This window comes from Spirillospora sp. NPDC048819 (genome assembly GCF_040650055.1).
Taxonomy (GTDB): Bacteria; Actinomycetota; Actinomycetes; order Streptosporangiales; family Streptosporangiaceae; genus Spirillospora.
Window position 1 is genome coordinate 1 of record NZ_JBEZGN010000038.1, and the last position, 23375, is coordinate 23375.

Annotated in this window: 20 protein-coding genes; 7 read left to right on the forward strand and 13 right to left on the reverse strand. The window is 71.9% G+C overall.

The features are described 5' to 3' along the window. Positions 1-91: 91 nt before the first annotated feature. Positions 92-1636: an Nramp family divalent metal transporter gene (locus tag AB0C35_RS36480; protein ID WP_358466346.1), complete on the reverse strand. Its 1545-nt coding sequence runs from the start codon at positions 1634-1636 to the stop codon at positions 92-94. Between the two features lie 353 nt (positions 1637-1989). Between AB0C35_RS36480 and AB0C35_RS36485 the strand changes: the two genes are divergently transcribed. After that, entirely contained in the window at positions 1990-2781 is a 792-nt protein-coding gene (locus tag AB0C35_RS36485; RefSeq protein ID WP_358466348.1) for an enoyl-CoA hydratase, read from the forward strand. A 40-nt stretch (positions 2782-2821) separates the two neighbouring features. Continuing rightward, positions 2822-3679 (forward strand): TIGR03619 family F420-dependent LLM class oxidoreductase, encoded by an 858-nt coding sequence (locus tag AB0C35_RS36490; RefSeq protein WP_358466350.1) that lies wholly within the window; start codon positions 2822-2824, stop codon positions 3677-3679. Positions 3680-3685: 6 nt separating this feature from the next. Here AB0C35_RS36490 and AB0C35_RS36495 read toward each other — a convergent pair whose 3' ends face one another. The 4 genes from AB0C35_RS36495 to AB0C35_RS36510 form a co-directional block, all read right to left on the reverse strand. Then, positions 3686-4477 (reverse strand): PaaI family thioesterase, encoded by a 792-nt coding sequence (locus tag AB0C35_RS36495; RefSeq protein WP_358466352.1) that lies wholly within the window; start codon positions 4475-4477, stop codon positions 3686-3688. Between the two features lie 60 nt (positions 4478-4537). Then, positions 4538-5428: an LLM class flavin-dependent oxidoreductase gene (locus AB0C35_RS36500; protein ID WP_358466354.1), complete on the reverse strand. Its 891-nt coding sequence runs from the start codon at positions 5426-5428 to the stop codon at positions 4538-4540. Between the two features lie 196 nt (positions 5429-5624). Further along, on the reverse strand, positions 5625-6803 hold the full coding sequence (locus AB0C35_RS36505; protein WP_358466356.1) for an amidohydrolase family protein: 1179 nt from the start codon (positions 6801-6803) through the stop codon (positions 5625-5627). 152 nt (positions 6804-6955) lie between these two features. Then, a complete protein-coding gene (locus AB0C35_RS36510; RefSeq protein WP_358466358.1) occupies positions 6956-7855 on the reverse strand; it encodes an acyl-CoA thioesterase domain-containing protein in 900 nt (299 codons plus the stop codon). Between the two features lie 147 nt (positions 7856-8002). Between AB0C35_RS36510 and AB0C35_RS36515 the strand changes: the two genes are divergently transcribed. From AB0C35_RS36515 to AB0C35_RS36530, 4 genes are read left to right on the forward strand one after another with little or no spacing between them, the layout of a single operon-like run. Continuing rightward, positions 8003-8902, forward strand: a complete 900-nt coding sequence (locus AB0C35_RS36515) for a hypothetical protein (RefSeq protein ID WP_358466360.1) — start codon at positions 8003-8005, stop codon at positions 8900-8902. Continuing rightward, positions 8899-10491, forward strand: coding sequence for an AMP-binding protein (locus AB0C35_RS36520; RefSeq protein ID WP_358466362.1), 1593 nt, complete (start codon positions 8899-8901; stop codon positions 10489-10491). The genes AB0C35_RS36515 and AB0C35_RS36520 overlap by 4 nt, the downstream gene beginning before the upstream one ends. Before the next feature lie 23 nt (positions 10492-10514). Then, on the forward strand, positions 10515-11558 hold the full coding sequence (locus tag AB0C35_RS36525) for an acyl-CoA dehydrogenase family protein (RefSeq protein ID WP_358466364.1): 1044 nt from the start codon (positions 10515-10517) through the stop codon (positions 11556-11558). Beyond that, positions 11543-12700, forward strand: a complete 1158-nt coding sequence (locus AB0C35_RS36530) for an acyl-CoA dehydrogenase family protein (protein ID WP_358466366.1) — start codon at positions 11543-11545, stop codon at positions 12698-12700. Before AB0C35_RS36525 ends, AB0C35_RS36530 begins: the two co-directional genes overlap by 16 nt. Positions 12701-12790: 90 nt before the next feature. On the opposite strand, the gene AB0C35_RS36535 is transcribed toward AB0C35_RS36530, so the two are convergent. The 5 genes from AB0C35_RS36535 to AB0C35_RS36555 all read right to left on the reverse strand — a co-directional run bounded on the left by AB0C35_RS36535 (position 12791) and on the right by AB0C35_RS36555 (position 19637). Further along, the gene (locus AB0C35_RS36535; RefSeq protein ID WP_358466368.1) at positions 12791-13492 is read right to left on the reverse strand and encodes an ATP-binding cassette domain-containing protein; all 702 of its coding nucleotides are present in this window, start codon (positions 13490-13492) and stop codon (positions 12791-12793) included. 4 nt (positions 13493-13496) lie between these two features. Further along, the gene (locus AB0C35_RS36540; protein ID WP_358466370.1) at positions 13497-16274 is read right to left on the reverse strand and encodes an ATP-binding cassette domain-containing protein; all 2778 of its coding nucleotides are present in this window, start codon (positions 16272-16274) and stop codon (positions 13497-13499) included. Positions 16275-16299: 25 nt separating this feature from the next. Continuing rightward, complete coding sequence (locus AB0C35_RS36545; protein ID WP_358466372.1) at positions 16300-17517, reverse strand: ABC transporter substrate-binding protein; 1218 nt, start codon at positions 17515-17517, stop codon at positions 16300-16302. Positions 17518-17532: 15 nt separating this feature from the next. Beyond that, positions 17533-17931 (reverse strand): DUF427 domain-containing protein, encoded by a 399-nt coding sequence (locus AB0C35_RS36550; protein ID WP_358466374.1) that lies wholly within the window; start codon positions 17929-17931, stop codon positions 17533-17535. A 71-nt stretch (positions 17932-18002) separates the two neighbouring features. Beyond that, positions 18003-19637, reverse strand: coding sequence for an AMP-binding protein (locus AB0C35_RS36555; protein WP_358466376.1), 1635 nt, complete (start codon positions 19635-19637; stop codon positions 18003-18005). 110 nt (positions 19638-19747) lie between these two features. On the opposite strand from AB0C35_RS36555, the gene AB0C35_RS36560 reads away from it, so the two are divergent. Beyond that, positions 19748-20206: a VOC family protein gene (locus tag AB0C35_RS36560; protein WP_358466378.1), complete on the forward strand. Its 459-nt coding sequence runs from the start codon at positions 19748-19750 to the stop codon at positions 20204-20206. 275 nt (positions 20207-20481) lie between these two features. Here the strand turns inward: AB0C35_RS36560 and AB0C35_RS36565 are convergent, their stop codons facing one another. The 3 genes from AB0C35_RS36565 to fabG are packed head-to-tail and all read right to left on the reverse strand — an operon-like array spanning position 20482 to position 23351. Continuing rightward, positions 20482-21354, reverse strand: a complete 873-nt coding sequence (locus AB0C35_RS36565; protein WP_358466380.1) for an LLM class flavin-dependent oxidoreductase — start codon at positions 21352-21354, stop codon at positions 20482-20484. Between the two features lie 23 nt (positions 21355-21377). After that, a complete protein-coding gene (locus AB0C35_RS36570; RefSeq protein ID WP_358466382.1) occupies positions 21378-22589 on the reverse strand; it encodes an acyl-CoA dehydrogenase family protein in 1212 nt (403 codons plus the stop codon). A gap of 27 nt (positions 22590-22616) precedes the next feature. Continuing rightward, entirely contained in the window at positions 22617-23351 is a 735-nt protein-coding gene (fabG, locus tag AB0C35_RS36575) for a 3-oxoacyl-ACP reductase FabG (RefSeq protein ID WP_358466384.1), read from the reverse strand. Positions 23352-23375: the final 24 nt, after the last annotated feature.

Sequence of the window (23375 nt, forward strand, 5' to 3'; positions counted from 1 at the left end):
CTGCCCCCCGGGGCCCCCCCCCTCCCCGGCGGGGGGGGGGGGGGGCCCCGCCCCCCCCCCCCCCCGGCCGCTCGTCATCCGGCGGCGGTGATCAGAAGGTCACCAGCGGGTCGCCGACGAAGTCGGCGATGAAGTTGATGAAGAAGAACCCGAAGAACAGGAAGTTCAGCACCAGGATGACGTAGTGCCACGGACGGGGCCTGGCCGGGCGGGGCAGCCTGCTGTTGAGGTAGATGAGCATGAACGGGAAGATCAGCGCGCCCAGGTTGGACATGTTCGCCGACCACTGCACCAGGCTGACCGGCAGCGCCAAGTGCAGGATGACCCCGATGATCACCAGTAGCAGCAGCATGAACGGGTAGTAGAACCGCCGCGGGTCGCCCTCCAGCAGCACGCGCAGCCTGGGGCTGGTGGCGTGTGCGGCGTCGGTGGTCACGCGCACCATCGCCTCGAAGATGCCGAGCTGGGTGGTGAACAGCACCAGCACGCCCACGATCAGCGCGATGTAGAACAGCCAGCGGCCGTACTCGGCGTCCAGGGCGCCGGCCACGAAGGTCGGCACGTTCTCCTGGGTGACCTCCCGGCCGGAGATCTCGACCGCGTGGGCCATGAGGATGGTCGGCAGCAGCATGCCGATCATCGCGCCGGCGAAGAAGATGGCCCACATGTCGGTGAGCAGCAGCCGGTACCAGCGCTTCCACAGCGCCCGGTTCTTCTCGTCGTCGGGGAAGGTCACGCCGCTGGGCAGCACCTCGACGCGCCGGTGCCGCAGGCCCGCGATGAACCCGGCCCGGTGGCCCATGCCGTAGCCCTTGTCCCGGTAGTGGCCCATCACATACCAGTTCAGCCCGGACGCCAGCGCGGTGAACCCGGCCAGCCCGCCGATCTGGGTGGCGGTGATGCCCTCCGGCGGCGCCGCGGGGGTGACGAAGCCGGTGATGCCGTCCCACCAGATTCCGGGCGGCACCAGGAAGACGCACATCAGCAGCAGCGTGATAAGGATCAGCCCGATCAGCACCCAGTTGGCCAGCTCCAGCGCGCGGGAGACCCGGCGGGCCATGGCGGCCATCAGGAACACCACCACGAGCAGCGCGATCGCCCAGATCCGCGGTTCCTCGGCGCCCTCGGGCGCGACCTCGGCGTGGAAGACCGCGTACAGCCCCTCCCCCGCGGAGGCCGCCCAGCCTCCGGCGATGAACGCGAAGAGGATGAGGAACACCGATGCCGGCACCCACAGGAACCAGCCGGGCGGGACGCGGCCCCAGCCCACCACCGGCGCCTCGCCGGTCGCGACCACGTACCGCGAGCACTCGATGTTGTAGAGGGTCTGCAGCACGGCGGAGACCAGGATGATCCAGCCGATGCCCTCGAACCCGAACTGGCCCACCGCCTGCGGGCCGAGCAGCCACTCACCGCTGCCGATCGAGATGCCCAGCGCGATCAGGCTCGGGCCGAGCGCGTACTTGACCAGCTCCTTGGGGCCGATCCGGCGGACGCCGAAGACCTCCTCGGGGGTGGGCAGATCGGTGACCGGCAGGTCGGGGCGGCTCACCCCCAGCTTGTACGTCCCGGTCGCGGTGGCCTTCGCCGGACCGTCCTCGGGAACCCTGCCCGTCGGCTCGGGGGTCTCGGTCATGGGGCGCCTCCCGGTGGAACATGCCCCCGACTTCCTCGGCTGCCCGCATGATCCGCCAGGGAGGCGCACTCGGCAAGAGCCCAACGGCGCCGATTGCCGTCATCTGAAAAAGCTGTTCCACCGAAGTGTCCGCCACGCCCTGGCCGACGCCGTGCCGGCGGGCGCGGGGGGCGAATCACGTGAAGCCATGGCATCGGACGCCGCGATCCTTGACATGGTCACGAGCCGTGGTCGAATATTGAAATCGACCTCGAAGTTAAAATTCTGAGCCGCGCGCTTTGCGTGCGGGCCCGGATCCGCCGCGACGTGGTCGCCGAGTGCATCCTCGGCCCGACCGGACAAGGAGAACCCCGATGGACCAGATTCTGTACGAGGTCGAGGACCGGGTCGCGGTCATCACGCTGAACCGTCCCGACGCCGCCAACGCCCAGACCATGGAGCTGCTGGACGACCTGGACGCGGCATGGAGCCGCGCCGCCGCCGACGACGAGGTACGGGTCATCGTGCTGAAGGCCAACGGCAGGCACTTCTCCGCCGGCCACGACCTCAAGGGCGGCGGACCGGCCCCCGAGAAGCTCACCCTGGAGTACATCTACGGCATCGAGGCGCGCCGGTACCTGGAGTACACGCTGCGGTGGCGCAACGTCCCGAAGCCGTCGATCGCCGCGGTCCAGGGGAAGTGCATCGCGGGCGGGCTCATGCTGTGCTGGCCCTGCGACCTGATCGTGGCGGCGGAGAACGCCCAGTTCTCCGACCCCGTCGTGCACATGGGCATCGGCGGCGTCGAGTACCACGGGCACACCTGGGAGCTCGGGCCGCGCAAGGCCAAGGAGATCCTGTTCACCGGCCGGCCCGTCACCGCCGAGGAGGCCGAGAAGGCCGGCATGGTCAACCGGGTCGTTCCGCTGGACGAGCTGGAGGCGGCGGCGATGGAGCTCGCCGGGCAGATCGCGCAGATGCACCCGTTCGCGCTGCGGCAGGCCAAGCGCGCCGTCAACCAGACCCTGGACGTGCAGGGCTTCTACGCCGCGATCCAGTCGGTGTTCGACATCCACGAGACCGGTCACGGCAATGCCCTCAGCGAGAGCGGCCTCCCCGTCCTCATGCAGCTCACGGGGATGAAGGACAAGGTCAAGGGCCAGTGAGCAGTCCGTCCTGCGGACGCGGAGCGCCGGGGAGGCGTGCATGAAGTTCGGGGTGCAGCTCGGCGCCGTCAATCCGCGGCTGTGGGGCGAGGTGGCCGAGGAGGCGGACCGGCTGGGGTTCGAATCGGTCTGGCTTCCCGAGCATCTGGTCCTGCCGGTCGACGCGGCGGGCAGCCCGCACCGGGATTCGGAGCATCCCCCGATGGCGCCGGACGTCCCGGTCTTCGACGCCTTGGGGGTGCTGTGTCACCTGGCGGCGCGCACGACCCGGCTGAAGCTCGGCACCTGCGTGTACAACATCGGGCTGCGGCACCCGTTCGTGACGGCGCGGGCGGCGGCGACGGTGGACGTCCTGTCCGGCGGGCGGCTGGCGCTCGGGGTGGGGGCGAGCTGGCTGCGGTCGGAATGGGAGGCGGTGGGCCTGGACTTCGACCGTCGCGGAGCACGTGTGGACGAGGCCATCGAGGTCTGCCGCCGCCTGTGGAGCGAGTCCGTGGTGGAGCACCACGGCGAGTTCTTCGACTTCGGCCCCGTCGCGTTCGAACCGAAGCCGGTGCAGCGGCCGGGGCCGGCGCTGCACATCGGCGGCGACGGCGCGGCGGCGCTGCGCCGGGCCGTCACGGTCGGCACGGGTTGGATGCCGATGAACCACACGCTGGAGCAGCTCCCGCGCTCGCTGGCGCGGCTGCGCGAGCTGGCCGAGCGCGAAGGGCGGACGGCGCCGGTCGAGGTCACGCTGCCCGGCGCGCGGATCAGCCGGGCGGATGAGGCAGGCCCTTATGCCGAGGCCGGGGTGACCCGCCTGATCGTCGCGCCCTGGGCCCGTTCCCGGGAGGCGCTGGACGGCCTGCGCCGGTTCGCCGGCGACGTCCTCCACCCGGCCCGGGCGTCCGGCTGACCCGGGCTAGGACGCCGCGCTCGTGCCGCCGCGGAAGGTTCTGGCGGTCGCGACGCCGGTGAGGCGGTCATCGTTGCCGGAGTCGCGGAGTTCCACCCGGCCGAGACCGTCCCGCAGGCGCGCCGCGGCGATGACGGGTCCCCTGCGCGCCGGCTGGAGGTAGCGCAGGCCGAGCGAGCACAGGGTGTCGCCCGGCGCCAGCGACAGGGCCGCCTCCTCGGCGGCCAGGGCGATGAGCCCGCCGTTGATGGTGCCGGAGATGTTCAGCCCGTCCTCGGACCGGGGCAGGACGGCGACGCCGGGGCCGCGGCGCTCGCAGCCCGCGCGCTCGGCGAGCGGCCTGGTCAGCCGTTCCCGCGGCGCCGGGAGTTCGACGCTGAAGGCGGACGGCATGGTGAGTCCGGGGTCCGGCGCCATCATGAAGGAGGCCATCGAGGCCGCCAGCGGTTCACCGCCGGACAAGGTGAATTCGACGTCGGCGACGAAGACCGAGCGGCCGACCTTGACGACCCTGGCGATTCCCCGAACGGTTCCGTCCGCTGGAGCCGGACGGTAAAGCTGCACGTCGAGTTCCAGGGTCACCGGCACACGGGGGGTGGTCACCTGCGTGGCGAGCAGCCCGGTCAGTGTGTCGGCCCATACGGCCAGGATGGACGTCCGCAGGTGCGAGGTCCCGGGCACGTGCATCGCGGGGGTGATCGAGGCCGTGCCGTGCAGTTCCTCGCCGGCCATTCGGGTCGCGAAGCCGAGTTCTCCGAGCATGTCCTTCGGCGCTTCCGCCTCGGTGCCGATGGTCAAATCCCGCGCCCTTCGCTCCGGTGGGTCATTTTTCGCTGCGGTGGGTCATTTCGCTGTGGGTCATTCGAGTGCCGGCAGGACTTCCTCGGCGAAGAGCCGGATCGTCTCCGGCGTGCCGAAGTCGTGGAACTGGCAGACGAACAGTTCGGCTCCGGCGTCGCGTTCGCGTGACAGCGCGGCGGCGACCTCGTCGGGGGTTCCGGCGATGACGCCGCCCCACGCACCGAAGCGGCGGCGGGTGGTCTCGACGACCTCGTCGCGCGCGGCCGAGGAGGCGGCCAGGCCGATCGGGTGCTGCACGGAGATCCGTGCGGCCCCGGCCGCCGGGCGGAGTTCGGCGAGCCGGTCCGCGGCGGTCGACGGGCAGTTCCACCAGTCGGCCCGCCCGGCGACCAGGGGCATCGTGAGGCGGCGGCCGGCGCCGCCGACGTGGATCGGCACCCGGCCGGCCACGGGACGGGGCCGGCAGACCGCGTCCCGGAGCGTCCAGTGCGCGCCGTCGAAGTCGACCGGCTCACCGGTCCACAGCAGGCGGAGGAGGTCGATGGTCTCGGCGAGCCGGCCGGCGCGGGCCTCGGGACCGGGGTCGGTGAAGCCGTAGTCGGTGAGTTCGCCGGCGACCGATCCCCAGCCCAGGCCGAGCTCCAGGCGCCCGCCGGACAGGACGTCGAGGCTGGCGGCCATCTTCGCCAGCACCGCCGGGTGGCGGAACTCCGCGCACAGGACGAGATGGCCGACATGCAGCCGTTCGGTGCGCATGGCGACCGCCGTGGCGACCGTCCAGGCGTCGAGCATGTCGAGACCGCGGTTCGCGGGGGGCGCGAGGTGGTCGATGAACCAGGCGGAGTGGAAACCGGCCTCCTCGGCCGCCCGCGCACGCCGTTCGATGGCGGCGAAGTCCATCCGGATCTGCGGCAGGTAAAGACCGGCGTGGGCTCGGGCCCTCGTCATCCTGATCGCTCCTTCGTCCGAGACGTGTCCATGCGCGTCCGAAACCGCGTCCATGCGCGTGCGGGACCGCGGTCTCCGGCCGCTCAGAGGGGTGGAGAAAGGCCCGCCGCCCAGGGGGTTCGGCGGGCCTTTCACGCCGTGGCATCGCGCCGAGGCCACGGCGGGCAGGTGGCCCCGGGAGGGGCGTCCGCTCAGGTCACGCCGGGATGAGGCGGGAGAGGTTCCCGCCCATGATCTTGGCCTTGGCCTCGTCGCCGAGGTGGGCGAGGTCGTCGACGAAGGTGATCGGGTCGGCCTTGCCCTCGGGGTGCGGGAAGTCCGACCCGAAAAGCACCCGGTCGATGCCGAGCAGGTCGGCCAGCGCGCCCATGTCGTCCTCGATGAACGGGCTCACGTGGATCAGGCGGCGCATCTGCTCCACCGGGTCCTCCTCGAAGCCCTGGGGCATCTTCTTGTAGGTGGTCTGCAGCTTCTCCAGCAGCGGCCCCACCCACGACGACCCGGTCTCGATGGTGGCGATCTTCAACTCGGGGAACCGGGACAGGCAGCCGTGACAGATCAGCGACGCCACCGTGTCCTCGATCGCCCGCCACTGCCCGATCTCGCGGAAGGGCTGGAGCGTGAACGGCAGGTACTCGCGCTGCTTGCCCTCCCAGTCGGCGGTGTACCGCTGGTATCCGCTGTCGGAGGAGTGGAAGGCCACCATCGTGCCGCTGTCCTGGACGAGCTTCCAGAACGGGTCGAACTCCGGCAGCGCGACCGAGCGGGGGCCGGAGACGCCGAACGCGGGCGCGGGACGGACCAGCACGACGCGCGCGCCGCGCTCCAGGCACCACTCCAGTTCCTTGACCGCCTCCTCGACGATCGGGAGGGTGATCACCGGGGCGGTGTAGATCCGGTCCTTGTAGTTGAACGACCAGACGTCGTCCAGCCAGCGGTTCAGGGAGTGGACCGCGGCGTGGGTCAGCTCCGGGTCGTCCCGCATGCGGTCTTCCAGGAGGCTGGCCAGCGTCGGGAACATCAGGCTCCGCGAGATGCCCTGCTCGTTCATCAGCTCCAGCCGGGGCCCCGGCTCGCGGAACGCCGGGATCGACTCGATCGGCTTGCCGACGATCTCCCGGTACGACTTGCCCTCGGGGTTGCCGTTCTTGAAGTAGTCCTCCTGGGCGCCCGGACGGGCGACCTTCTCGAACGTCGGGTTCGGGATGTAATCGCTGATCTGCCCGCGGATGGCGATCTTCGTCCGGCCGCGGACCTGCACGTATTCGATGGCGCCCTGGTACTGCTTCGGCAGGTACCGGGTGAAGGCGTCCTCGGTCTCGTACAGGTGGTTGTCCGCGTCGAACAGCGGATACGGCAGGTCACGTGACGGCATGAGCGTCTCCCTTTCCGGTCGAGAATGATCGCCTCTTGCGCGGGGAGCCCGGGACCGGGTGGGGTCGCCCGCTCGGCGGCGTCCACTCCAGCGGCGCGGTCGGCTTACCGCCAGACTATATCGATGTCGATGTCAAAATCAAAGGAGGGTCGTCAGAGCACCATGTCCGGCGCCGACGGCCGGCGGACCAGGGGCCGGATCATGCCGTGCACGGCGTAGGACGCGACCAGCCGCCCGGCTTCGTCGTAGACGCGCCCCTCGCTCTGGGTCGTCCCGCGTCCGGTGTAGACGACCTGGTTCGCGTAGAGGAACCACTGGGAGACGTCGACGTCGTCGTGGTAGGCGATCGTGGCCTTGGAGATGCCCGTGGAGATCGTCTTGTGCGCCATCGCCTCGCTGTAGCCGGCGTGCGGGCGCAGCGCCGCGGCGATCGTCCAGTGCGTGATCGAGTGCGTCATCAGGGCGTTGTGCAGGTAGTGGGCCCGCGGCGCTTCGGCGAAGCGGGTCCACACCATGAGCTCGGGGGGCCCGACGTGCCGCGGGTCCCAGTCGTAGGCGTCGTCGACGACGCGGAACTCGCGGCCCCCGACCCGCATGCCGGCCGGCTCGAAGGGACGCACGTCGCCCGGCGGCGGGACGTCGGGCATCGGCGCGGTGGAGGCGACCAGGTCGTCGGCGTCGGTCCCCATGAGGATCAGCCCCGCGCACCGGAGCTTGTCCTCCTGCGTCACCCTCGCCTGAACGGTGGAGTAGGTGCGGCCTCTGTGCGGCACGTCGAGGTCGACGGAGATGTCCTTGTCGTGGCCGGCGGCCCGGGAGAAGACCATCGATGCCGAGGTCACCCGCTGTTCGGGGATCTCCTTGGACGCCGCGACGACGGCGTCCGCGAGGAGCTGGCCGGCCTCCACCACGTTGCGTTCGGCGCCCTCGTGCGGAGGGGCCGTGTACCGCCCAGGCCCGGCCGGCCGGACGTCCATCAGCCGGAGCAGTTCGTCCTGGTCCCAGGGCCTCGCCGGCTCCCCCGCAGCGGCCCGCTCTCCGTCAGACCCCATCGCCCTCACTCCAGACCTGTCCCGATGCCGACGATCGCACCGCGCGATCCGGCGCGGCGCCCGGGAGCAATCTAAGCCCTGGAGGCATATATTGACAACGACGTCGAAATTGGGTTTGCTGCGAGGGAACCGAATCGGGGAGGTTACGTGGCCGACGGCGTTTCGGAGATCCTTCGCCTCGTGGACGGCTGGGGGCGGCGCACGTATCCCGTGCGGTGGTCGCTCCGGGACACGATCACCTACGCCATCACCACCGGGGCCGACGCGCGCAACGCCCGCTCGCTCGTCTGGGAGTCGGCGCCCGGCTTCACCACGCTGCCGACGTTCGCGACGCGCTTCGCCCACGAGGCGCTCATCGACTTCGCGGCCGGCGTGCAGAGCGCGGCGCTCCCGTCCTTCGCCCGCGCGATCCGCGTCCGCCTCCACCGCCCGCTCGCCGCAGAGTGCGCCGAGGCGCACGCGTCGACGGCGCTCAGCGTCAAGGAACGCTCCGGCGAGCGGCTGGTGCTGACGCTCGATGTCGAAACGCGCGCGGACGGCGAGACGATCGCGCACTCGGAGCTCGACGTGCATTTCCGTCTCCCCGGCGCGAAGACCGCGCGGCGGCCGGCCCCCACGGCCGCCGCCGGCGATAGCGAGACGGTCGAGGTGCGGGAAGGCGTCCACCCCTATCAGGCCGCGGTCTTCCGCACCCTGCTGGGACTGACGGCCGACGGCCGCGTGCAGGACGCGATGCACATCGACCCGGTCCGGTCGCGCGAGCTCGGACTGTCCGCGCCCGCGCTTCCCGGGGAGGTCACCTTGGGCATCGTCGCCAGGCTCGCCGAGCAGAGCCTCGGCCGGCTGGGGTTCGGCGGCCTCCGTGGGGCCGAGGTGTCGTACCGGAGTCCCGTCTCGGACGCGGACCAGCTGACGATCAGGTTCAGCCCGGCCCACGACGGCTCCGTGGGCGCGGAGGTCCTCAACGGGCAGGGCCGTGTGGCGGTGACCGGGGTCCTGCGTTTCGAGACGGGCCCCACAGGCTCCGCGAACGGGGAGGCACCGTGAAACCGTCCTTCGAGGGCTCACTCCCGCCTTTGGCGGAGCGCACCGTCGTCCACGTCCTCCGGGAGCAGGCCGAACGGCATCCCGGCCGCCCGGCGATCGCCGGGCCCGGGGTCGAGATCGGCTACGGCGCCCTGCTGGACGAGGCCGCCGCGCTCGCCGGCCGCTTGCGCGCCCACGGGATCGGTCCCGGCGACCGGGTCCTGCTGATGCTGGACGACCACGTGGACGCGGTCCTCGCGTGGCTGGGCCTGACCTGCGCCGGCGCGGTGGAGGTCCCGGTGAACACCGCGTTCGCCGGCGGGTTCCTCGACCACGTCGTGCGCGACAGCGGCGCCGTCGCGGCGATCGCCGAGACGCACTACCTCGATCGGCTGGCTGCGGCCGACGGCGGGCGGCTGCGCGAGCGCATCGTCGAGCACGTCCCGGCGGAGAGCGGCCACGGCCGGTTCCGGCTTCCCGAGGGCGAACCCACGATCACGGACGCCGAGCCCTGGGACGTCGCAGCGGTGTTCTACACGTCCGGGACGACAGGGGCGAGCAAGGGCGTTCTCGTACCGCACGCCCAAGCGTACGGATACGCGAGCCCCGTGTTCATCGGCGCGGTGGAGCCCGACGACACCAGCTACGTGGCGATGCCGCTGTTCCACGTGGGCGGTCAGCTGTGGGGTGTGTACAACGCCCTCATCGTCGGCGCGCGCGCCTACATCTGTCCCCGTTTCTCGGCGTCGGGCTTCTGGGAGGACATCGCCCAGAGCCGCTCGACATTCGCCGTGCTCACCGGCGCCATGGCGCGTTTCCTGGAGGCGCAGCCGCCGAGCCCGCTGGAGCGGACGAGCGGCCTGCGCAAGGTGTGCCTGGCCCCCGTCCCGGCGGACGTCGACGCGTTCTGCGCGCGGTTCGGGGTCGAGTACTGCGCCGGCTACGGCAGCACCGAGGCCGCCACACCGCTCGCCGCGCCGCACGGGGTGTCGGGCGCCGGCGGCCTTGGATGGGTGCGTCCGGGCTTCGAGGCCCTGGTCGTGGACGAGCACGATCAGCCGGTACCGGACGGCCGGATCGGCGAGCTCGTCATCCGCCCGCACGAGCCGTGGACGATGTTCCAGGGCTACCTCGGCCGCCCGGAGGCCACGGCGGAGGCCTGGCGGAACGCCTACTTCCACACCGGGGACGCCGTCCGCAGGACGCCCGACGGCGAGTTCTTCCTCGTCGACCGCATCCGCGACAGCATCCGCCGCCGCGGCGAGAACATCTCCTCGCTGGAGGTCGAGGCCGCGGCGAACACGCACGCGCAGGTCACGGAGACCGCTGTGGTCGGGGTGCCCAGCGAGCACAGCGAGGACGAGGTCCTGCTGCTTGCGGTCCCCCACCCGGAGGGTCCGCCGGATCCCGCCGACCTGTTCCGCCACCTGGCCGAACGGCTGCCGTACTTCGCCGTTCCCCGGTTCATCGCGTTCGTTCCCGAGCTGCCGAGATCGGCTTCCAACAAGATCATGAAAGGGCCGCTGCGCGCGGCGGGCGTCCCGGCCGACGCGTGGGACGCCGAGCTGAACGGCCTGCGGGCGACCCGGAGCGGGATCGTCCAGACGTAACACTCAGAACTGGATGTGCCGGCATGGATGTTGGTTTGAGCGACGAGCAACGCCAGCTCGTCGCGTCCTTCACCGCCCTCTTCGGCGACGCGGCGTCGCCGTCCCACGTGCGCGCCGCGGAGCCGCTCGGCTTCGATCCGCGCCTGTGGGACGCGTTGCGCGACGCCGGGATCGTGGCGATGGCCGTCGGTGAGGAGGACGGCGGCTGGGGCGCGGAGCCGCTCGATCTCGCGCTCGTCGCCGAAGTCCAGGGCCGTTTCCTCGCCCCGGCCCCGATCGTGGAGGCGCAGGTCGCCGCGCGTCTCCTCGCCCGGCTGGGGACGCCGTCCGCCGCCGCCGCGCTGGCCGCGGCACTGGCGGGTGAGCGCACCGTGACCCTGGCCGTCCATCCGGCCCGCGACGGGGCGGCGGGGCTCGTGCCGGCCGGCGCGGTGGCCGACGACGCGCTGGTGATGGACGGGGAGCGGCTGCTGCTCGTCCGATCCGCGGGCGATGGCGCACAGCCGGAGAACCTCGGTTCGATGCCTCTCGCCGACCTGCGCGTGGGCCCGGACGCCGTGCTCCTCGCGTCGGGGCCGGCCGCCGAGGCCGCTCATGAAGCCGCCCTGGACGAGTTCCTGCTGCTCACGGCGGCCGCCCAGGTCGGCATCGCGGCCCGCGCGGTGGAGATCGGCGTCGGGTACGTCACCGAGCGCCGGGCGTTCGGCGTCCCGATCGGAACGTTCCAGACCATCGCGCACGCCCTCGCCGACTCGGCCACCGCCGTCGACGGCGCACGCCTGCTCGGCCACGAGGCAGCGTGGGCGTACGGCGAGGAGCCGGAACGCTTCGCCGAGCTGGCGGCCATGGCCTTCGCGTTCGCGACCGAGACGGCCCGCGACGCGACCTACCGCGCCCTGCACTTCCACGGCGGCTACGGCTTCACCGACGAATACGACATCCAGCTCTACTACCGGCGCGCGCGGGCATGGTCCGCCGTCTGCCTCGAACCGCGGGCCGCGTACCGCAGAGCGGCCGACCGCCGGTACGGCATCGCACAGATGGAGGAACAGTGGACTTCCGCATAGGAGAACGAGGCGAGTCACTGCGCGCGGAGGTCAGGGCGTTCCTCGACGAGCACCTGACCGACGAGCTGTCCGAGCGGTGCCACCGGACGGGCGTGGCCCATGACGAGGGATTCGTCCGCGCGATGCACGAAGCCGGGCTGCTCGCCCTGGGCTGGCCCGAGGAGTGGGGCGGACGGCCCTGCGACCCGCTCGGCCTGTGCGTGGTCGAGGAGGAGCTGAGCAAGGCCGAGGCGCCCACCTACGGCGTCAGCACGACGCACATGGTCGCGCGCGCCATCCTGCACGGCGGGAACGACCGGCAGCGGGCGGAGATCATTCCCAGGGCGCTGCGCGGGGAGATCCTCATCGTGCTCGGGTTCACCGAGCCCGAGTGCGGGTCCGACCTCGCCGCCGCGCGGACCCGCGCGGTGCGCGACGGCGACGAGTGGGTGATCAACGGCTCCAAGATGTTCACGACCAACGCCCACATCGGCGACCACGTGTTCCTCCTGGCGCGGACCGACACCTCGTCCAAGCACGCGGGGCTGACCGTGTTCCTCGTGCCCCTCGGCCAGCCCGGCATCGAGGTCCAGGCCGTGCGCACCATCTCCGGCGAGCGGACGAACATCACCTACTACCGCGACGCCCGCGTCCACGACGACTGGCGGATCGGCGAGGTGGGCGGCGGCTGGCGCGTGCTGGGCGAGGCGCTCCAGGAGGAGCACTCGACCGGCTTCGGCGCCTCGATGCTGAGCCTGCTGGAGGCGGCGGAGGGATGGGCGCGCACGGCCCGCGGCGGCTCGGGCCGGCCGCGCATCGCCGACCCGGACGTGCGGGAACGCCTCGGCCGGTGCGCCGCCGAGGCCGAGGTCTCGCTGCTGCTCCAGCGGCGCGCGGCGGCGATGGCGCAGCGGGGCGACATCCCCGTGGCGGAGGGGCCGATGGCCAAGCTCTTCAGCTCCGAGGCCCTGACCCGGGCCGCCGAGGACCTGTTCGACCTCCTCGGCCCGGACGCCGTGCGCAGCCGCCTGTCGCCCGGCGCCCCCGAGGGAGGCCGGGTCGAGCACTCCCTCCGCTTCTCCCTCGGCACGACGATCTACGGCGGGACGAGCGAGATCCAGCGCGGCATCATCGCCCGCCGCGGACTCGGCCTCCCCCGCTGACTCCGCGCTTCGAACCGCGCGCGAAATGGCCTGCGGCGGGCCGGGGATCCCTGGTGAATCCCCGGCCCGCCGCAGGCAGGTGAACGGCGGTCAGCCGGACGAGCCGTCCGGTCCCGCCCCGAGGTAGGCGGACTGGAGGGCCTCGGGCGAGTCCAGCAGCTCGGTGCCCGTGCCGGACAGCGACAGCCTCCCGCGACGCAGCACGTAGCCGCGGTCGCTGACCGCCAGCACCTGTGACGCGTGCTGCTCGACGATCAGCACCGCCGTCCCGGCGTCGTCGGCGGCCGCGCGCAGCCGCTCCAGCAGCCGCGTCACGATCAGCGGCGCCAGGCCCAGGGACAGCTCGTCCACCAGCAGCAGATCCGGTTTGCCCGCCAGGCTCCGGGCCAGCGCGAGCATCCGCTGCTCACCGCCGGACAGCAGCCCGCCGCGGCGCTTGAGGAGCGGCTCCAGCTCGGGGAAGAGCGCCAGCGCGTCAGCCACCGGCCCGGGCCCGAGCCGCAGGTTGGCCAGCGTCGTCAGCCGGCTGAAGACCGACCCCTGCTCGCTGATGTAGGAGATGCCGCGCCGCGCCCGCCGGTGCAGCGCGCCGCGCAGCGGGGCGTCCCGGTACAGGACCTGCCCGGACGTCGGCGCCAGCACCCCCGCCAGCGCGAGCAGCGTCGTGGTCTTCCCGGCGCCGTTCGGGCCGAGCAGCGCGACGACCTCGCCCTTGTCGATGGTCAGGTCGAGCTCGCGGATGACGTCCACGCCCGAGTACCCGGCGGACATCCCTTCGACCTTCAGCAGCATGTCCTCACGCCCTTTCCGGCTCTGCCCGCGCATCGGTTCCCAGGTACGCCTCGACCACGGCCGGGTCCCGGAGGATCTCCTCCGGCTCGCCGTCCGCGATCAGCCGGCCGAAGTTCAGCACGGCGATACGGTCGGCGCACGTCTGCACGAACGACATGTCGTGCTCGATCACCAGGACGGCGATGCCGAGGGTGTCGGCCAGCCGCCGGATCAGCCGGGCCAGCTCGGCCGTCTCCTCCTCGCCGAGCCCCGCGGCGGGCTCGTCCAGGAGCAGCACGGCCGGGTCGGACGCCACGGCACGGGCGATGGCCAGCAGCCTGCGCCGCCCGTGCGGCAGCTCGTCGGGTAGCCGCGCCAGGTCGTCGGCGAGGCCGAACTCTTGGACGGCGGCTTCACCGGCGGCCGTCAGCCGGGGGGTGCGCGGGCGGACCATGTCGGTGACGTACCGCAGCGACGGGATCCCGGACGTGACCAGGAGGTTCTCCAGCACCGTCAGGTCCTCGAACAGTTCCAGCGACTGGAAGGAACGGACGAGTCCGGCGCGGGCCCGGCGGGCGGCGTTCCAGTCCTCCAGGGCATGGTCGCCGAGCCGGATCCGCGCTCCGCGCTCGGGTTTGACGAAGCCGGTCAGCGCGTCGATGACCGTGGTCTTGCCGGCGCCGTTGGGCCCGATCAGCGCGACGACCTCACCGGGCCGCACGCGCAGGCTCACGTCGTCGACCGCCCGGACCCGTCCGAAGCGGACGCTCAGCCCGGAGACCTCCAGGGTTCGCGCGCTCTCCGAGCGTTCGGCCCGCGGCGCGTCCCCGCCGTCGCCCGAGCCGGGCGGCGGTACGGCCACGGGTGTGCGGCGCTTGCGGGACCCGACGCGCTCACGGACCATCGAGGCGGCCCTGACCTGCTCGAAGGCCATCCCGCTGGGGTTCGCGAGAATGATCAGCAGCAGCATGGCGCCCGAGACGATCTCCAGCGCGTTGGTGCCGAGCCCGAAGGAGTGCAGGATCTGCCCGCCGACGCCGCCCGGGGCGAACGTGCCCGCCCCGATCGCGCCGATCACATAGCCGATGCCGCCGATCACGGTGAAGACCACCAGCTGCACCGACGAGAACGGCGAGAACTCCGTCAGCACCAGGTTCTGCTGGCGGAAGGCCAGGAACACGCCGCCGAGCGCGGCGAGCGCCGCGCCGAGCCCGAACGCGTAGACCTTGATCGCCGCGCTGTTGAGGCCGAGCGCCGCGGCGGCCCGCTCGTTGCTGCGCAACGCGATCAGCCGCAGGCCGGTGCCGCTGCGCCGGACGTTCGCGACGGCGACGCAGACCGCGACGAGGACGGCCAGCGTGGCGAAGGCCAGCCGCCGCGGATGGTCGAAGCCGTCGATGGCGAAGCCGAACAGGTTCAGCTTGCCGATGTCGATCCCTTCCAGCCCGCCGGTGAGGGCCGAGTTCTGCAGGATCAGCTGGGACAGCACGACCGTCAGGCCGAAGGTCAGCAGGGCCAGGTTCACGCCCCGGGTGCGCAGCGCGGGAATCGCGACCACGACCCCGACGACGGTCGTGATGACCACGGCCGCGACCAGGGCCGGGACGAAAGGCCACGACTGCGTCTGGACGAGTTTGCCGGCGATCCACGCGCCCGTGCCGGCCAGGCCCATCTGCGCCAGCGAGATCTGCCCGGTGAGGCCGGTGACCACCACCAGCGACAGGCAGATCATCGCGGCGGCCAGGCTGACCTGGATCGAGGCCGCCCACGACGTGGGCACGACCGAGATCACGGCGACCGTCAGCGCCACCGCCACCACCAGGCCGGGCAGGGAGATCCGTCCCGTGCCGAGCACCGGCAGCCGGTCGAGCAGTTCCCCCCGCGCGGGCAGGTTGCGGCCCGCGACGAACAGCACCACGACGATCATGAGGAACGCCGCGGAGTGGGACACCGACTGGGCGGTGAAGGCCCCGAACAGCAGCCGGTCGTCGGAGACGAACGGTGCCAGCGGGCCCTCGTTGGTGATGTAGCGCGCCAGCAGCGTCTCGACGACGCCGATGACCAGCGCCGCCGCGAGGGTCTTCCAGAACGAGTAGAACCGGCCGACGAGCGCCGCCGCCAGCGAGCGCAGCACGATCAGTGCGAGCGCCTCGACGCTGAGGAACAGGATCGGCGCGACCAGGATCCCGGCCAGCGAGGCCAGGACGGCGCCGAACACCCAGTTGGCCGTGGCGACCACGTCCGGCGACTTGCCGAGCGCCGCCGCGGCCACCGGGTTCTCGGCGATCGCCTCGGTCGAGCGCCCGAACGGCGTCCACCGGAACAGCGCGACCAGGCCGACGGTCAGCACGGCGGCGATGCCGATGACCCAGAAGCGGTCCTCGCCGATCCCCGCGTCCGCACCGAACAGGTGGTGCGCCTCGTGCGGAAGCGGGGAGACGACGAGGTCCTGCCCGCGTCCCCACAGCTGGTAGCCGATCCCGACCAGCAGCGCGAACACGCCGAGGGTCGCGACGAGCCGCACCAGCGACGACGCCCGGCGCAGGTGCTTCATCAGAAGCAGGTGCGTGGCGACGCCGAGCAGAGCGGGGACGCCCAGGGCGAGCGGCCACGCGGCGGCCTGCGGCAGCCCCAGGTCGGGGGCGACGCGGTAGAACACGAAGGCGCCGATCATGCTGTAGGCGCCCTGCGCGAAGTTCACCACCCCGCTGCCGCGGTAGATCAGCACCAGGCCCTGGGCGGTGAGGGCGTAGACCGCCCCCACCGACAACCCCAGGATGAGAAACGTGAGCAGGTCCTTCATGACGAGGCTCCCGGCCGGGTCCGTGTTACTTCTTCGCGGCCTGGTTGAGGTCGGTGAACTCGCCCCCGTCAGGCGCCATGATCTTGCCGTTCTCGACGGTCTGGAACTGGACGGTGGCCCGCGGGATCCGCGGCAGTTTCAGGAAGTTCGGCTGGCCGTAGGTGAAGTCGGGGGCGATGCCGAGCGAGACCTTGCTGCCCTCGAGCGACTTCATCAGCGCGGCGCCGCTGACCTCGGACAGCCCGTTGAGCCTGTCGGCCACCAGGTGGACCGACGCCCAGGCGTTCAGCGCGAACTCGGTGCCCTCGATCTTGTCGTCGCCGTACTTGTCCATCTCGTCCAGGAACTGCTTGACCTTCGGGTTGGACGTGCTGGTCACCGGCTCGTAGTCGCTGACGACGATGGTGCCCTCGCCCGCCTCGCCCGTCTTCTCCAGCGAGCCCTCGGACACGGCCGTCGCCACCACCGAGATCTTGCCCTTGTAGCCGGCCTGCCGCAGCCCGACGATGGTCTTGCTGGTGACGTCGGTGGAGGCCAGCAGCGCGACCCCGTCGGGGTTGGCGCCGGCGATCTCGCTGAAGTTGGAGGTCAGGTCGGCCGATGCGTCGAACGGCAGGTAGTAGGCGCCCTTCAGGTCGCCGGGCGACTCCAGCAGGGCCTTCACGTACTGCGGGACCAGCCGCCCGGACGGGCTGTCACCGGTCACGACCGCGACCGTCTTCGCGCCCGCCTTCTGCAGCGCGATGCCGGTGCCCGCCGAGAGCATCGGCGAGCCGCCGATGATCGGGAAGGACGCGGGGTTGGTGAAGTCCTGGCCGGTCTGGACCATCGTGCCGACCAGGGGGATCTTCGCCCCCTGGAACGCCTGGACGACGGCGTCCGACGAGACGTACTTGCCGACGCTCGCGACGACCTTCTGGTCGATGGCCTCGCGGGCGCACTTGGTGGCGGCGTTGGGGTCGGTGACGGTGGACGCCTCACAGTGGACCAGCTCGAGCGGGCGCGCCTCGCCCCCGCCGGGCTTGACGCCGCCGGCGTCGTTGACCGCGTTGACCGCGGCCGTGGCCGCCTTCAGCAGTTCGGGCTGGTAGATGGGGCCGGGGCCGGAGGCGATCACCGACAGCTTGATGGGGTCGCCCTTGAGGTTCTTGCCGTACTCGGACTCCGCGTCGGAGTCGCCGCAGGCGGTGACGGTGGCCGCCGCAAGCGCCGCGAGGGCGGCGATGCCAAGGATTCGGCGCAATGGTCTCTCCCTATCTCAGGGGCGGGGGGCGGGGGTGGAGGTGACCGGGTCCGCGGTGCCGATCTGCACGACGGCCCGGTCCTGGTAGAAGGCGATGTGGTCGCGGAGGACCGCGACCTCGGTGTACGGCTCCGGGTACTCCCAGGCGACGGGGTCGTCGTCCTCCCGTCGCCGCCAGTACTTCGCACGGCCCTTGAACGGGCACCGCGACGTGTGGTCGGAGGGCGCGAGGTGCTCGAACCGCACGTCGGCCCTGGGTATGTAGAGGACGAACCCGTGGTCCTGCTCGTCCACCAGGAGGGCGGCGGTCGTCTCGGCCAGCGTCACGCCCTCGTGCGTCACGCGGACGAGGTTGCGCTTGCGGTGCACGTCCACGCGGTAGTCCGGGCGGTCGACGTAACCCGACGGTTCCACGGTTTCTCCCCTCGTCTGGGCCGACGGCCCCGACGGCCCCGACGGCGCGGCGGGGCCCTGTCCGGTGCGCGTCACCGCGTGTGCTCCAGCGAGCCCTCGCGGATCTGCTCGCGGAGGCGGAACTTCTGGATCTTCCCGGTCGCCGTGCGCGGGAAGTCCGCGACGAGGTGCAGCGATTCGGGCCACTTCTGGCGGGCGAGCCCGGCCGCGGCGAGGTGGGCGCAAACGTCGTCCAGCGCGACCGGACCGGCCGTGTCGTGCGGGCGGATCACCGCGGTGGCGTGCTCGCCCAGCCGCGCGTCGGGCTCGGCGACCACGCTGACCTCGGCGACCTGCTCCATCTTGAGGAGCAGCGACTCGATCTCCTGGGCGCTAATGTTCTCGCCGCCGCGGATGATGACGTCGGCGACGCGGTCGGTGATGGTGAGGTAGCCGTCGCCGTCGAAGACGCCCATGTCGCCGGTGCGGTACCAGCCGTCGGCGTCGAAGGCGCGGGCGGTCAGCTCGGGATCGGTGTAGCCGATGCAGCAGTCGGCGCCGCGGGAGAGGATCTGGCCGTCGTCGTCCAGGCGGGCCTCGGCGCCCGGCAGGGCCCTGCCGTCGGTGCGCAGCCGCTTGTCCTGCGGCTCGTCCAGCAGGCACGCCGTGATCGACGGGTGCTCGGTGCTCCCGTACGACCGGTACACCGCGATGCCCTCGTTCGTGGCCCGCTCGGTGAACGCCTCGGGGACCATCGCGCCGCCGAGTCCCATGTACGGGATCAGGGCCAGGTGCTCGGGGGTGAAGTCGGCGTGGTCGAGCAGGCTGGTCAGGAAGTAGGAGGGGCCGCCGGCGATGCCGAGGCTCCGCTCGCTCATCATCCGCAGCACCTCGGCCGGGTCCCACCGGTCGATCAGGTGCACCGGCTCCGACCGCAGCAGCGGCAGCAGGAAGGCGTTGATCATCCCCATGAAGTGGCCGACGGGGGTGCCGACGATCTGCGGGGGCCCGCCCTTGCCGTAGAAGTGGTCGCTCTGGCGCGCCTCCCAGCCGATCGTCTGGTGGCTGTGGATCACGCCCTTGGGGTTGAGCGTCGTACCGGAGGTGAAGCCCACGATCGCCGGGGCGGCGGGGTCGACGGCCACCGGCTCGGCGAGCGGCTCGGCGTCCAGCATCCGGTGGAAGGGGGTGGCGGCCGGCGGCAGCTCCCGCTCGGGACGGTCGCTCACGACCAGCCACAGCGGCTCGGCGTCGCGTCCCTCCAGAAGCCGCTCGCACTGCTGGAGGTGGTCGGTGCGGCCGAAGCGGTCGGGCGTGACGATCACCGCGGGACGGGTGTCGTCGAGGATGTAGCCGACCTCCTTCGGGCCGTAGAAGTGCACGACCGGGACGACGATCGCGCCGACGTAGGCGGCGGCCCAGAAGGTGATGGCGGCCTCGACCCAGTTCGGCAGCTGGACCACGATGACCGAGCCGGGGCCGATGTCCCGGGCCCGCAGGGCCCCGGCGAGCGAACGCGCCGCGCGGTCCACGTCGGCGAAGGTGCCGGTGTAGGGGCGTGTCTGGGAGCCCACGTGGAAACGTGAGCGCGGGGCACGGCTCAGGCCCGCGGCCACCATCGAGCCGAGGGAGTCGCCGGTCCACCAGCCTTCGTCGCGGTAGCGCTGTGCGAGCCCGGCGGGAACCGTCCGGACGCCCCAGCCTTCGGGAGCAGAGCTTCGGGTCACCGTATCGCCTTCAGTGGTCGGTACCTGGGTCCGGCGGCTTCCGCGCACCGGTGCTGACGACTAACATCAAAGTATGTTCTGACGTCGAGGTCAATAGTTGGGAGAACTTTGTGGGTGCTCCGCGGATCTATCACGTCGGTATCGTCGTCCCGGACCTGGAGCCGGCGATGGCCCAGTTCAGCGCGGCATCGGGGGTGACATGGGGCCGCCCGCAGCGCTTCCCCGCCGAGTTCGCATCACCCTCGGGGACACGGACCTACGACCAGACATTCGTCCTCTCCCTGGAGGGACCGCCTTACATCGAGTTGCTGGTGCAGGTGCCCGACAGTGTTTGGGAGAGGACCGGCCTGCACCATCTGGGCATGTGGAGCGACGACGTGGCGGGCGAATCGGCCGACCTGGAGGAACGCGGCTGCGCCTGGGAGGCGGCCCTCCTCGACGGCGCCGGCAGGCGCGCGGGCGGCTGCTATCACCTCCTGCATGATCTCGACGTCAGAGTCGAATTGGTGTCGAGGGCGGCGAGCGCCCCGCGGCTCGACCGCTACCTGGCGGGCGGCGACTACCGCTGAGCCGGTCCGGACCCGGGCCGGGCCGGCGCGCCCGTCCCGGGCGGAACGCCGCCGGCGCACGGCTCGGGAACGCATCCGGCTCGACCAGCGAATACACGGCCGTCGCCGCCGCGTTCTCGCCACTGGACGGGGCGTGCGCGGCGGCCCCTCGGCGCCCCTGCCCGGCCCCTGGCGGGTGGCGGTGCAGTCAATGAACCCTGACGTCGATGATATGTCGGTCCGGAACTACTCGGCCCGGACCGGATCAACCCGCCGAATCTGCCCTGATCCGCAGGTCAACAAGCCTTGGCGCGGGCGGCGAGGAACTCCCAGGTGAGTTCGGCATCGACGTCATTCTTGGCGAGCGGGTGGGCGGCGAAGTCCGTCACGCCGCTCTCGGCGAACGCGTCGATGCGCCGCGCCACCTCGTCCGGCGACCCCACGATCGCCAGCCGGGCGATCCCGTCCACGCCCTCCCGGCGCAGCACCTTCTGATAGGACGCGAACCGGTCGTTGGCACCGAGGACGCGGTGGATGTGCCGGCGCGCGCCCGCGACGTCCCCGGTCACGCACACCGGAAGGGCCGCCACGATCCGGAACGCCGAACCGGCCGGCCGGCCGAGCAGCGCCGGGCGGATCACCTCGGTGATCGTGCGCGGCCCCGCGGCCCAGGTCACGACCCCGGCGGCGACCTCCGCGGCCAGCCGGGCCATCGCCGGGTTCACCGCGCCCAGCAGGATCGGCGGCGGGTCGCCGCCGACGGCGACCCGGCGGCCGTCCCGCCCGGTCATGACGGCCTCCAGCTCCTCCACGTAGCGGCGCGTCGCCGCGATGGGCGGCGGCCATTCCAGTCCGAACGCATCCCTGACGAGCGCCTCGTGGGACGGGCCGATGCCGAGCGCCAGCCGCCCCCCGAGCACCTCCTGGACGGTCGCCACCTGCTGGGCGAGCGCGAAGGGCGGACGCAGGGGCATCGGCACGACGGCCGTCCCCAGTTCGATCCCGGGGACCTCGCGTCCCGCGACGGCGAAGGCGGTGAGCGTGTCATGACCGTTGAGCATCGGCGCCCAGTAACCGGCGAAGCCGTACCCGGCGGCCTTGCGCACCTCGTCGACGACACCCCGGACGCTCCCGCGCATGGTGAGACCTGAATGAATCGCGATGCGCATGACGTGCGTTCCTCCGATGCCGCTCAGTACGACTTCGGCAGGCCGAGGACGTGTTGGCTGATGTAGTTCAGCACCATCTCCTGACTGACCGGAGCGATGCGCATGAGGCGGGATTCCCGGAAGTAGCGTTCGACGTGGTACTCGCGGGCGTAGCCGAACCCGCCGTGTGTCTGGACGGCGGCGTCGGCCGCGGCGAAACCGGCGTCGGCGCAGAGGAACTTCGCCGTGTTCGCCTCCTTCCCGCACGGCTCGCCGCGGTCGTAGCGGTCGGCGGCGTGCCGCGCCGCCAGTTCCGCCGCGTCCAGGCGCATCGACGCCTCGGCGAGCGGGAACGCGATCCCCTGGTTCTGCCCGATCGGGCGGTCGAACACGACCCGCTCCCCGGCGTACCTCACCGCCCGGCGAAGCGCGGCCCGGCCGATGCCGAGCGCCTCGTGCGCGAGCAGGATCCGCTCGGGGTTGATGCCGTCCAGCAGGTAGGTGAACCCGCGTCCCTCCTCCCCGACCAGGGCCGATCCGGGGACCCGGAAGTCGTCCAGGAACAGCTCGTAGGAGGAGACCGCGTTGCGGCCCATCTTCGGGATCGCGCGCATCTCGACGCCGCCGCCGGTCAGGTCGACCACGAACATCGACAGCCCGTCCGTGCGGCCCCTGCCCTCGCGGGGCTCGCCGGTGCGCGCCAGCAGCACCGCCTTCTGCGACTGCGCCGCCTTGGTGATCCACACCTTCCGCCCGTTGATCACGTAGTCCGAGCCGTCCCGCCGGGCGAAGGTGCGGATGCGGCCGGTGTCCGACCCCGCGTCGGGTTCGGTGATGGCGAAGCAGACGTGCAGGTCGCCGGTGGCGGCGTCGGGGAGCAGTTCGCGGCACAGCCGCTCGCCGCCGTGCCGCGCCACCAGGTTGAGGCCGAAGATCGTGAGGTGGAACGGGCTGCAGCCGTTCATGCCCGCCCCCGACGCGGCGATCTCGTACATCATCGACGAGGCCGCCGAGACGCCCATGCCCGCGCCGCCGTACTCGCGGGGGATCGCGATGCCGAGCCATCCGGCCTGCGCGAACGCGTCGTAGAACTCCCAGGGGAACCTGGCCTCCTGGTCGACATCGGCCCAGTAGGCGTCGTCGAACCGCCCGGCCACCTCCCGGACGGCCGCACGCAGTTCCTCGTCGGTCAGCGCCTCCTCGTCGGCCGGCGCGCCGCCTGCGGCCTGGGGGTCCGGTGCGAGGTCATGGGTCATGGGGATCCCTTTCGTTGGTTCTGGACGTCAGCGCACCGAGCGTCCGCCGTCGACGTAGAGCACCTGGCCGGTGACGAATCCCGCCTCGTCCGCGGCGAGGAACAGGGCGGCGTTCGCGATGTCCGCGGGCTGCCCGACGCGCCGGACCGGCAGCGTGGCGGCGACCTCGGCCAGGCGCCGGTCCACCGGCACGCCGAGCCGCTCGGCCGTCGCGCGGGTCATCTCCGTGTCGACGAAGCCGGGGCCGATCGAGTTGACCGTGATGCCGAACGGCCCGAGCTCGATGGCGGTCGTCCTGGTGAACCCCTGCACGCCCGCCTTGGCCGCGGAGTAGTTCGCCTGGCCGCGGTTGCCCAGCGCCGAGGTCGAGGAGATGTTGACGACCCTCCCGTACCGCCGCGGGACCATGATCCGCTGGGCCTCTGCGGTGACCAGGAACATGCCGCGGAGGTGGACGTTCATCACGGTGTCCCAGTCGTCCTGGGTCATCTTGAACAGCAGGTTGTCGCGCGTCACCCCGGCGTTGTTGACGGCGATGTCGAGCCCGCCAAACTCCTGGGCGAGCCGCTCCACCGCCCGCCGGACCTGCTCGGCGTCGGAGACGTCCGCGCCGAGGCCGAGGGCACGCCCGCCCGCGTCCTCGATGGCGGCCACGGTGTCCCGGGTCAGTTCCTCCCTGAGGTCGAGGACGCCCACCGCGGCGCCGGCGCGCGCATACGTGCGGGCGATCTCCGCTCCGATCCCGCGGGCCGCGCCCGTCACCAGCGCGACCCGCCGTCCAGCTTC